Annotated in this window: 12 protein-coding genes and 1 pseudogene; 3 read left to right on the top strand and 10 right to left on the bottom strand. The window is 47.4% G+C overall.

Annotation, left to right across the window (positions count from 1 at the left end):
* Positions 1-225: 225 nt before the first annotated feature.
* The 8 genes and pseudogenes from B2952_RS14195 to B2952_RS04780 form a co-directional block, all read right to left on the bottom strand.
* Positions 226-321: pseudogene (locus tag B2952_RS14195) on the bottom strand (LEPR-XLL domain-containing protein); the annotation flags it as partial.
* Between the two features lie 28 nt (positions 322-349).
* Positions 350-1,462: an FISUMP domain-containing protein gene (locus B2952_RS04810; RefSeq protein ID WP_290781511.1), complete on the bottom strand. Its 1,113-nt coding sequence runs from the start codon at positions 1,460-1,462 to the stop codon at positions 350-352.
* A 42-nt stretch (positions 1,463-1,504) separates the two neighbouring features.
* Positions 1,505-1,930, bottom strand: a complete 426-nt coding sequence (locus B2952_RS04805; protein WP_290735807.1) for a hypothetical protein — start codon at positions 1,928-1,930, stop codon at positions 1,505-1,507.
* Between the two features lie 14 nt (positions 1,931-1,944).
* Positions 1,945-2,781, bottom strand: coding sequence for a hypothetical protein (locus tag B2952_RS04800; protein ID WP_290735806.1), 837 nt, complete (start codon positions 2,779-2,781; stop codon positions 1,945-1,947).
* Positions 2,778-3,902: an AAA family ATPase gene (locus B2952_RS04795; RefSeq protein ID WP_290735804.1), complete on the bottom strand. Its 1,125-nt coding sequence runs from the start codon at positions 3,900-3,902 to the stop codon at positions 2,778-2,780. Before B2952_RS04795 ends, B2952_RS04800 begins: the two co-directional genes overlap by 4 nt.
* A complete protein-coding gene (locus B2952_RS04790; RefSeq protein ID WP_073231070.1) occupies positions 3,895-4,260 on the bottom strand; it encodes an HNH endonuclease in 366 nt (121 codons plus the stop codon). Before B2952_RS04790 ends, B2952_RS04795 begins: the two co-directional genes overlap by 8 nt.
* 16 nt (positions 4,261-4,276) lie before the next feature.
* Positions 4,277-5,311 (bottom strand): toll/interleukin-1 receptor domain-containing protein, encoded by a 1,035-nt coding sequence (locus tag B2952_RS04785; protein ID WP_290735800.1) that lies wholly within the window; start codon positions 5,309-5,311, stop codon positions 4,277-4,279.
* A gap of 83 nt (positions 5,312-5,394) precedes the next feature.
* Entirely contained in the window at positions 5,395-5,733 is a 339-nt protein-coding gene (locus tag B2952_RS04780; RefSeq protein ID WP_095879132.1) for a DUF3467 domain-containing protein, read from the bottom strand.
* Positions 5,734-5,828: 95 nt separating this feature from the next.
* On the opposite strand from B2952_RS04780, the gene B2952_RS04775 reads away from it, so the two are divergent.
* From B2952_RS04775 to B2952_RS04765, 3 genes are read left to right on the top strand one after another with little or no spacing between them, the layout of a single operon-like run.
* Positions 5,829-7,319, top strand: coding sequence for a hypothetical protein (locus B2952_RS04775; protein WP_290735785.1), 1,491 nt, complete (start codon positions 5,829-5,831; stop codon positions 7,317-7,319).
* On the top strand, positions 7,319-8,116 hold the full coding sequence (locus B2952_RS04770; protein ID WP_290735782.1) for an efflux RND transporter periplasmic adaptor subunit: 798 nt from the start codon (positions 7,319-7,321) through the stop codon (positions 8,114-8,116). The genes B2952_RS04775 and B2952_RS04770 overlap by 1 nt, the downstream gene beginning before the upstream one ends.
* Complete coding sequence (locus B2952_RS04765; protein WP_290735779.1) at positions 8,113-9,609, top strand: TolC family protein; 1,497 nt, start codon at positions 8,113-8,115, stop codon at positions 9,607-9,609. Before B2952_RS04770 ends, B2952_RS04765 begins: the two co-directional genes overlap by 4 nt.
* Positions 9,610-9,619: 10 nt before the next feature.
* On the opposite strand, the gene B2952_RS04760 is transcribed toward B2952_RS04765, so the two are convergent.
* Both B2952_RS04760 and B2952_RS04755 read right to left on the bottom strand, forming a co-directional pair.
* Positions 9,620-10,237: a hypothetical protein gene (locus B2952_RS04760; protein WP_290735776.1), complete on the bottom strand. Its 618-nt coding sequence runs from the start codon at positions 10,235-10,237 to the stop codon at positions 9,620-9,622.
* Between the two features lie 4 nt (positions 10,238-10,241).
* Complete coding sequence (locus B2952_RS04755; RefSeq protein WP_290735773.1) at positions 10,242-11,495, bottom strand: AAA family ATPase; 1,254 nt, start codon at positions 11,493-11,495, stop codon at positions 10,242-10,244.
* Positions 11,496-11,510 lie beyond the last annotated feature (15 nt).

Here is an 11,510-nt window from a genome sequence, read left to right as displayed (position 1 = left end):
CTCACCAAGAAGGTCCTGAAGAGTTCCTTTGGCGGTAGCGAGCGAATCCTCGACAAGATCCTTGATCGAATTGACGCCGTTATTTACCCTGTCTACAATATTAAGGTTATCCAGTTCCGTGTCAATCACGCAAAACGTATTGAACAAAGAAGTCGTTTCGTCAAATACTCTATCCGAAATTGTCTCGAATTGCGTAGAAAGGTTACTGAGATCGTCCACATCAATGACTGGGTCGGCGCTCATCATCAGGCGAGGTTCAAGAGCCTCAATACGGTAGTTGTTCTTGGTGGACTTCTTGACGGATTTCTTTATTTTTTTCATGTTCATTTTGTAATCTTACTTATAAATTTTATTTTGACTTAACACAACGGACGGAGACTCCATATGACTTATCATTTACACCCAAGCCAGCAAAAGCTGTTTGATGGATAGACGTATAGCTCGACCTTACCCTTGTAACATTAGTTTCATGTTCTAAGGGATACATCCAATAGGTCCCGTCATCTATATCTTTAAAAGATCCATCATTCTTTCTATACCCCGCACCCAAAAGGCTATACCCAGTGGTGTTGTAGCCGCCAAAACCCTGAGCACGAGCCCCTTTTATTCCATCTTCATTTCCATCAGCATTGAGAATGACAACGAGGTCGTCGTAAGTGAGCAGACGCCAGCCGTCGGGGCAAATTCCCTGATGATTCGGCTTAATGGAGTCGGCACAGCTCTTACTATTGCATTCGAACGGAAGGTTCATCATCTCCGCCCACTGGTAAAGGCCTCCATACTTATCGCACTTGGTGGTATCATTATCATAGCAATAGCGTTCAATCTTGGAGTCGTTGGTCTGGTCCTTATCACCATTTACCATTTCACCTATATTCAAATTTTCGGCCATCACCGTAACAGATGCGCCATCCTTGCCGTTAATCGTCAAATAGTAGTAACTACGTCCATTACGCTTATCAGAAAACTTCTGATAAGCGTTGCTATTCAAACTATCTGCCAAAAGAGGCCCTGCATGATTATAGGGAATATATTCGCTACTAGACACGGGTATCGAGGAACTGCTGGACTTTGCGCTGGAAGAGGACGCAGGATTCTCTGGTTTCGTCGAGGATGACGAGGTAAAAGAACTGCTTGATTTCACGCTCGATGAAGAAGACTTCGCAGAGTTGCTACTTGACTTCGCACTGGATGAGGACTCTGGATTCTCGGGCACAGCCGAGGATGACGATGCAAGAGAACTGTTCGACTTCGTGCCAGAAGACAAAGCATTGTCCTTTACGCTAGAGGAGGACTCAGCATCCTTCGCACTGGATCCCTTTTCTTCGCTTTTGCCTTCGACGCTCGAAGATGATTCGACATCGTCCGCTTCGCTAGAAACTTCCGGTTCAGGCTTTACAGGACTAGAGCTGTCATCGTCACAAGCCGAGAACGCAAGCATTGCAAAAGCAACAGCGCTCACCAAGCCAATTTTCTTAATCGTTTTCATTTCATACTCCTATTATTAAACTTTCGTGTTGCCCTTGCCGCCCAAGTTGTCCGGGTCTATGGAGAGCAGGGCTTGAATATCCGCAGCGCTCAGTGGTGCGGACTGTTGTATTTCAAGATTTTTCTGTGGGTTTATTATCAAGTCCCTGTTTACGGACTTGACTATTTCGCCGGAATCTTCTGCCACATAAAGCCCAGTCTCGGGGTTACGGACAAATTCCGTGTTGGCAAGCTGCTTGATGCTCGCCCTGGTCAAGAAGTCAGCGTCGTTCGGGGTCACATTGACGGGCTGTTCTATCTCGCCAATCACCGCCGGGGCCTCGATAACGGCTTCGGGCTGTTCAATGCCGCCCGGCAGCACGATGTCGCCCGGTGCGCCATCCATCATCTGTCGCCGTTCCAGCGACTCGATTATAAAGGGATTTTCTTTGTTCTCTTTCATTCTTACCAAAACTTTTATGTTCCCTCAAATAGTGAAACATTATTACGATCGGCCCAGTCTTTTAAATCAGAATAAAGGGCAGACTGTTTAAAAGACTCAATGTCGTAGCATTGAGGCAAAAATTCCTTCAAATGAGGAATAGTCGCTAAGCAATCTAATAAAGCAAGAAAATCATGCCCATTACAAACCAACGCGAAATCTTTTAAATCACAAACATCTTTAAGATTATCAAAATCGTTCCTATCTTGCTCCGTTCTTCCTTCAAAAAAGGAACTATCTAGCTCTACTAAAGCGCCCTGTTTAAGAACATGGGCTTTATCGTCTCTAAAACGACCTATTTTTAATTTCTTGTTGAATGAATAACCAAACTCTTTAATGTCATTAAAGATTCGATAACATCCTATAGCTCTAGCAAGCGGCTTGACGTTTTCAATTTTCTGTTCAATACCAGAATCTTTTTGTTTAAGTAACAAAACAACACCATTGGTCTTGAGCATTTGCATTTCAATATCACGCTGATCTGTCAAGAATACATTCTTTTTTAACGTATAAGCAGGCAAGAAGTCAATAGAATCTCTGTCTCTAATTCCTATAATTTTGTCGTAATTCTCGTGTAGTATAGTATCTACGATTTTTTCAACATTCTTACAGCTTTTTCTTTTTTTTATCGATGATGACCGAACATTTAAGCGGTCTGTTGAAAAGAATTTGCTATAAACCAAAACATCAGGTTCATCTTCAACAATAACCCACATCGCCCGCATATGCGAATTGATACTTTGGTGAATCGCACCTAAGGTGTCGCCAGGACGGTTTGCTTCCGTCACCTCTTGCAATGGAGCCTGAATCATTCCGCCTTCCTTGGTTGACTCTTTTCAAACAAGTCCTGCGACATATCCCATCTTTGTTCAAAGATGTTGGAATTATGGGTGCAGACAATGAATTGCAAATCGCTCCACTTACAAAGTTCCTTAATGACTTTGGGAAACTCAAGAATCCATGACATATGCATGGAATTTTCGGGTTCATCGACAAGAACTAAAGTATGTTCGCTAGATTCAAACAGCATTTTATAAACAAGCATCAAATACTGCCGTTCGCCAGACGACAAATCATCCAAATCGACAATCGTATTGTATTTGTCCGTCAGCTTAAACCGGAAACCATCTTTCTCGGATATTGAGATTTTCTTGTTGATAAACTCATATCGATTTACAAGTTCCACAAACTTTTCGATTTTATCAATTTCATGCTGAACAGAGCCGTTTTCTTCCAAAATTCTTTCAACAACTAAACCATACTTTTTTACATCGGTCAAGAATTCGGGATTTAATCCGAAACTGAGCATTTTATCAATCAAAGGGAATTTCAAACCTTCGATGGGTCCATTCACCGGGAATTCATTTTTGAGTTTGCTCTTTAGAAAATCTTCTATTTTATCAGAAAGAATCGACAGATACTTAATGAAAGAATCATTACAAGTTTTTACAGGAGTTTTTCGGTTCCTTTTAGGAAGATTTTTTTCAATGACTCGCGTTTCCGGAATGTACAAGATTTTCTTTTGCGAGAGTATCATCTCGACAGAGTGGTCCCCGCTCTTTTTCGGTGTGTAAAACTTACCATCACGCCCCTTTACAGAAATCTGCAATGGCTTTTGTCCTTCAAACAAAATGTCTAAACGAACATCAAGGTCATCCTGTTCATCGGAATCATCATTTTGTACAATCTGACATTCATCTTTTGTTATGCTTAGGCTTTTGCCATCTATTACACAATCAAAAGACTTAAACGGCAAAGCCGCCATAGTCTTCCAATCGGCACCATACAGAGCGACCAACAGTTTCAAAATTGTCGTTTTACCAAATCCATTCGGTCCCGTAATATACTTTACAGCAGGTCCGTTTTCATTGGTAAAGTCCAGTTCATAATTGAACTGATGCAACAAGCCTTTTACTGTCATTTTTTCAAGCATTGGGCGCTCCATACTTAGAGTTCAAGAGTTCCATTTTATTCTTATTCACGACAAGAATTCGTTCAAGCTCAACATTTTTATTTCCACGAGCGGTCACTGCAGACTTATAAGAAGGATAGTCATCGCCCTTGCTTCGATTATTTTTGCAATGAAGAGGTCTTTTGTTTACATCATCGTCGCCACCACCTAAAGCTTGCGGATAAATATGGTCAACTTCCCAGCCAAAATCGGCATCTGCATCGCCATATTTATCACGGGCAATCCATGCGCCGCAGGCATCCTTCCTGAACTTGGAAGGGTCATAGTCAGGCACAATTCGGCCTTTTTGCCAAATAGCATCAATTTCTTCTTCGGTCATAACCAAAACCTGTCGTCTAGCATAAAACCTTATCAATAAATTCTGTATTATTCAAATTAAAGTCAGCATCATATTCGTCTTCAACAACACGAGCAGCTTCGTCATCTAGAGATTCGGCAAAGTCCTTAAATTGCGCTAGAGCAGAATGAATTTTTCTTACATGCCTATTTTCTTCATTGACGCGAAAATCGCCGTCAAATGGTTCCCTTAAATAACCAGCATCCTTCGCCTTAACATATTCCCTATAAACCTCATCATCACAATCTCTAACAGTCAAGCCGAAATAATCATAAATAATGAACTTGCGAACATAACTATTCATTTCTTTTCCCTTCAAATACACCTCATGTGCGGCATCCTTAAAGGCCTGCAAAGAGTCTCTATTATTTTCTAGTTCAAGATTCCTGACCTCTTCAGCATCTTTTAATTCTTTTAAGCGAGCAATCTCTTTTTCTTTAAGCTCTATAGTCGCATTTAATTCTGCGTTTGTCGTCCTTAAAGAATCACGCGCATTCACCAAAGCATTGTATTGTTCTTCAGTACAAATAAAAGGATTTGGAACTTTTGTTTTTAGCGCTGGATATTCTTTAATAAAATGATCTATCTGATCTGATAGATAAGGCAAATCGGATCTGGACCGACATGTTTTTATGATTGACTGCACCGTAGAAAGTAAATTCGCTCTATCATTTATTTTATACAAATGCGTTCCGTTTAGAACACCACCAAAAACATTGTAGTCCAACTCAGAATCTAACAGAGGTACAAAAAGTTTACTTTCTCTAGAAATCCATGTTGCGCCTAATTCTGCACAACAAAATTCCGATTGTTTATAGTTTTTAGAAAGATAAGCAACAACGACAGAAGCTTCTTGTAGAGATTTTCTGATTGTTTCATTAAAAAAATCACCCCCAGAGCATCCCATTCCAGAAATACTCGTACAAAAGAAATCTTGTTGTTTCAGGTTACACGCCAACTGAAGCACTCTCTGCAAAGCCTCAATTACAGGTTTATCTGCACTAGAATGACTTATAAAGATTTTTACAGGCATAAAATCCTCTTACCTAAAGAAAACTTTTCCCTCCTCCCCCTCCCCCAAAGAGATTGGACCTTGGGGGGCGGTCGGGGCGGGCGTTACTTGGCCGACTTGCCGGTCGCCTTGGCGGCCGCGGGGGCGGCAGGGGCTGCCGCCGGGGCGGTGTTCACGCCGATGTCGAGCGGGCCATACTTCTTTTCGTAGGCGCGCACGGTGGCACTGAGCATAATGGCGAGGCGCTTTGCCGTGTAGGGGTTCATCACGATTCGGTCGGAGATGGCGACATCGACCTTTTCCTGGTTCATCTGCCATGCGCGATTCACGCCGAGAATCATCATCACCTCTTCGCGCCCGGCCACTACGTTGGTCGCGTTCACGTAGGTGGTGCGCATATCCTTGTCGTTCCATTCGATTTGCGGCTGCTTGTTTTCTGCCATTTTGCAATTCCTTTGTTTTTAAGGTTAATGTCTTTTGGATATTTAGTAAAATGAAGGGGCTTTTACTAGATTTCCGAGGCATATCAAGGGGTTTTATGAACCTAGTTAAACTTTGTACATCCTTTGTCACGGCGCTTGCCGTGGCGGCTCTCGTTTCGGGCTGTTCCGTGTCCGATTCCGAGGACGACGAATACTCCAAGTGGACATTCTCGGGCAGTGTCGTAAGCGGCTCCACCGGGCTTGGCCTCGAAGGGGCCTCCATAGACTACATGGACGGTTCCGGCAAGCAGAAGACCGCCTATACCGACGAGTCGGGGGCGTTCTTCATAGACGGGCTGCCCTACGGCCAGCACACCTTCACCTTCAGCCACTACACGGTTGACAAGAAGGACACGCTTTACTACGCCCCCAAAATTATCACGGTGGCATCCACGGGCGAATCGAGCTACATGGAGGGCGTGGTGGCGAGCGGGTCGCGCGTCGTGCGGCTTTCGCCGCTGAACGCGGGAGTTTCCGGCGAACTCTATGTGCAAGAAGAAGCCACGGGCGTAAAGTCGCCAGCCCCCAAGGTAAAGCTGCGCCTCGCGCACCAGGACACGGCCTTCGTGAACATCGCCCCCGAAACGTTCTCCGCCGCGACGGATTCGCTCGGCAGGTTCTCCTTCGAAAAGCTCCCCGCCGATTCCGGCCTCACGCTCTCGGCAGAACCCTTCACCTACAAGGGCAAGACCTACCGCTTTTCGAACACGGCGCTCCCCCGCCTGCGTTCCGACGCCGTGCATGACATGGGCAGAATCTTCCTCGTCCGCGACACCCTCAAGGAGAGCGCCCCCGTCATCGTATCTTCAAACGTAATGGACAAGAACCGCATGGGCTACAAGAACCTCTCGCCGCTCATCACGCCCTACTATGTGTTCAGCGAGCCGCTCAGCAAGGAGAACATTTCCGTGAGCCTCGCGGGCGATTCCGCGACAGTCATCACGCCCGAAATCAAGGGCGACACGCTGTACCTGCGGCACACGGCCCCGCTTGCCGCCGAAAAGTCCTACTCCGTGAGCATCGTGGGCTACACCAAGAAAGGCGAAAGGCTGACCGTAGACCTTTCGGGCGACGCAGCCTTTACCACGAACCGAGGACTTTATGCCGTCACGAGCAACGCCTGGGCGGCAAGCAGCCGCTACAAGGCGACTTTCTCGGTAAACGACACGCTCTGGGTCAAGTTCTCCGACTCGCTCGCCACGGTCCAATGGAGCAAGGCGGCAAAGGTCAAGAAGTCCATCTACGCCGACAACGAGTCCCCCAATGCCGACGCCTGGATCAAGGCCGACACGCTGTTCGTCAAGATGTTCGAAACGTTCGACGACTCCCTTGCGGCGGGCGACACCGTGGGCATGAACATCACCGCCCATGCGAAGAACGGGCTCTACTTGCAGGGGCTGACGGTGCTCACCGAGCTTTCCAAGGCACCCGTGTCCAGTTCGTCCGAGGCATCCAGCTCTTCCGAGGCTTCAAGTTCGTCGGCAGCGTCCAGTTCGTCGGTTGCGTCTAGTTCGTCATCCAGTTCCTCTAGCGCGGCGGCAGACTGATGCTCGGCAAGGCCCTATTTACAGCCCTCGCCCTCGCGGCATCTGCACTTGCGCAGCAGGGGTTCGACGGTGTCACGGAACCCATCAACCAGGCCCGCGTCGGGTTCACCGTGTCCGGGAAGATTGACAGCATCTGGGTCAAGGAAGGCGCGTTCGTGCGCAAGGGCGACACGCTCATGAACCTCGTGAACCGCGAGGAACGGCTGCGCGTCCGCATCACGGGTATCACCGCGAACGACTCCTCGGCGGTGCTTTCGGCCAGGGCAAAACTCCAGGCCTACAAGAAAGACCTGGACGCAACCCGCAACCTTTTCGAGAACAGCAACTCCGTAAGCGCGGAACAGGTCTGGGAAAAGCAGATGAACCACGACGTGGCCGCAGCCGAACTCACATCGGCCGAGGTTGAAAGGGAACGCGCGAAGCTCGAACACGATGTCGCCGGGGCAGAACTCGAAAAGCGCGTTCTCACCGCCCCCTTCGACGGCGAAATCGTTTCCATATCCAAGAACAAGGGCGAAAGCGTCGAGGGCCTGGAACCCGTCATCGAAATCGCTGATGTGCGCACCTGCCGCATGGTCGCCTATGTGGTGGCGAACAGGTCGGGCAAGCTAAAACCCGGCCAACAGGTAAGCCTTTCGCTCGACGGGCGCAAGCAGGTGCGCCGCAAGAAGGGCAAAATCGAGTTCGTATCGCCCGTGGTGGACAAGTCCAGCATGCTGCGCACCGTGAAGGTCATATTCGACAACACGGACCTGGCCGTAGAACCGGGAGTCACGGGGAAAATCCTGCTTAAATGAGTTTCCGCGCCGTAAACATCATCGCCACCCTGGCTGTAGTTGCCGCCCTTGCCGCCGAAGAAAAGGGCGACTCGCTGTACCTGGATTTCGGGACGGCCCTGCAGGCCGTGCTCACCAACAACGCCGACGTGACGGAAGCGAAGTTCGCATGGCTCTCGGAATCCGAAGCGGCCACGGGAGCCTACGGCAAGTTCGAGCCAAGGCTCGTGGGCCGCGCGTTCAAGGAGACCGCCGAACGGCCCGGCGCACTGTTTACGGAAACCAAGGAAGAATACAAGATAGGCGTACAGGGGGCGCTCCCCACCGGCACCGAATACAATGTGGGGTTCAACCAGGCCACCTACACGCACAGCGACTACACCTCGGAACTCTATTTTGGCGGGGAGCTGCGCCAGCACCTCCTCAAGGACGGCCCGCTGTTCTTCTCGGCCACGAACGAGCTGGAACAGGCAAGGCTCCGCAGGGAACTCGCCTACCAGAAATACCGCGACGCCCTGAACGATGTCTTGGAAAAATTCTGCGACGCCTACTGGAACTACTACTACGCCGACCGGTTCCTGGCCTCGGCGACGGAATCGGCCCGCGTGGCAAAGGACATCGTGGAAGATGCGGGCAAGCGGCTCAAGCAGGGTCTGCTTTCGCCCCTTGACTATAGCAAGGCCGTGGCGGAGTATTCCGACCGCGAGTCGGCAAGGCTCGACGCACTCGACAAGCTGCGCGGCGCAAGGCTTACGCTGTTGCTCACGCTGTCGTCCGGCGAATACATCCACGACCCCCGCCCCATCGCCATGCGCCCGGACCTTGCCCCCGATTCGGCGGCAAGGCTGGATTCGCTCACATTCCTGGATTCCATGTCGCTCATGCATCCGGGCTACCTATCGCAAGGGGCCGAGGTCATGCTCCGCGAATCGGAACTTTCTGCAAGGCGGGCCGACTGGCTCCCTACCGTGGACCTTATCGGCAACTACGGAATCCGCAGCCGTAACGACAAGGCCCGCGAGGCCGTGAGGAACTTCAAGACCGAGGGCAAGCGCCAGACCGTGCTTGCGGGCGGCATAGAGATAAACATACCGCTGTTCGGCGGCGTTGCCGAGCGGCACCGCATATCGGCCCAGAAATACAGCGTGAGGGCCGCCCGTACAAGACTCATGCTGTTGCAGGCGCAAATCTTTGAGGAATACAGGATTCTGCAGAACAGGGCGCAAGAAATCCGCGAACAGTGGCGCTACGGGCAGATTGCGGTGGAATACCACCAGAAGGAACTCGAAGAGGAATTCAAGAAGCTCACCATGGGCAAGAGCAACTACCGCGAAATTTTCGAGATGGAAGAGGACCTGCGCGAAGCGGAGCGCCGACAGCTCGAAAACATGCGGACTCTCCGAATCATCGATGTCCGGCTGATGCGGGCCACAGGCAAACTGCTACTGCAGAACGGCCTGGAAACCTGGAAAAACGAAAAACTCGTACTGCGCGAAGACCTGACTGCGGAATAGGGCTAGTGGCTTACCTAGCAACTCTTTTAGAAAGATAATGAAAAGCAATACCACAATATTCTATAAAATGTGGATTAACGGATGTATCTGGTCGATACTTTTCAATCAATTGGGCAGGAGTATTTCTTGCAAGTGCTTTCATAGCAGCTTTTAATACAGCCAAACGATTTGACTTTAGAATACTCACATTCAAGTTCAAGACCTCATTTAATTGCTTGTTAAATTCATCATCTCTTGAACAAATAGTGCCGTCATGCAAATTGTAATATATTGCCATTCTCACAGCATCCATATGACATGCTGGATTATATTTCAATGGGAATCCATTTTTGGCAACATCACATGTCTGTTTTGTTTTAGGCAAACCTTCCTTACGACAAACCGCAAGCATATTACCATAACTTAAATCATTGCCATGTTGATTAGTCTGAGCATCCCAATGTTCAATAGTCGAGTTGTCAACATTAATCACACTCATACAATAAGCGCAAACAAATCCCTGCTCATGCAGCAAAGATTCTTTTACACTATCTTTACAATCGCTAGGCATTCCATCATAAGAAGCCCCCGGAGTCGCTCTATATGAAACCAGTTCTCGTGGTTCAAAACCTTTGTTTATTGGAACCATATAACTACCTCACACTTTCAAGGTAGGTTCGAGCCTCAATCACAGATGGAATTTCCGACACTCGTCTCTGCAACATCTCAATAGCCCGACTGGCAGCATCATATCTTTCCTCATCAATAAGGCGATATATTTCTTGCAAGTCTCGATTGACATCTTCATTTTGACTAAGCATTAAACCACTTGAATCGCCCATCAATTCATCGATGGCTTCGTTTGAGGAAAGTCCAAGACTTCTCAAAGGATGACGAATTTCTATCCCATTATTCGTGTGTTCAAGCAAAAGAATATTACCTGCAGGAACATCACCCAAAATCTGCGGAGAATGCGTAGACATTATAAACTGGCAATTAGGGAAGGCCTCGGTCAATTTTTTTACAACATTTCGTTGCCATGCAGGATGAAGATGCAAATCAATTTCATCAATTAAAACAATTCCAAGACCTTTGAGCGGGTCTTCCAAACAAGCATTAGCCATAGAAAGCCTACGGGCTAAATCACCGACAAGAGCAATAAGACATTTTTCCCCATCAGATAGTCCTTCCACCCTTACTGTTTGTCCATTTTTTTTCATTTCCATTCGCAAAGGGGACCGACGAACGGTTAAATTGGAATATTCAGGCAAAAGGATTGATAAGGCTTTGCGAACAGCCTCAAGAGACTTATCTCTATATGACGGATTAATAATACGTTTTTCATTTTCAAGATCTTCTTGATTTCGGAACCATTCAAAAAACACCCTAAATCGAGACTGGCTTAACATATTATCATCAAGAGCATTGATTCCTTGAAATAGATGAGCCCCCTTTATGCGTAAGGGAATATCAATAATCGCTCGGTCAACTGGATAAAAAACAAAAAGGGGTACACAAACAGCACTTTCATTTTCAGAAAGAGCTTGCTGTATTCGAAAAGCCCATTCATTAACTTCACTCAAATCAGAACGGCCTTGTTCAAGTTTACCCTTTGATGTTGCTACAAGACTCCACGAAAAAGATTCATTTCCATTTTCAACAACAAGCGATATTCGAGATTCATTTTTTCCATAAGAAATATCGCTATACTTGTCAATAGCAATCCCATTAGCTTTTATATTCCCTATTCTACGAGATGGCCACGAAAGAAGTTTAGCCAATGCACCTAGAATAGTGGACTTACCAATGCCATTTTTACCTGCAAGAACAGTAAGATGGGAATCAAACAAGATTTCGGTATCAGAAAAAATCTTGTAATTGTGGAGATTTAGTTTCGAAATATGCATAATACAATTTAAAGA

It is taken from the genome of Fibrobacter sp. UBA7003 (assembly GCA_002449765.1).
Classification (GTDB): Bacteria; Fibrobacterota; Fibrobacteria; order Fibrobacterales; family Fibrobacteraceae; genus Fibrobacter.
Note: the sequence above shows the minus strand (reverse complement) of the source record. Positions and strands in the feature narration are given on the sequence as shown.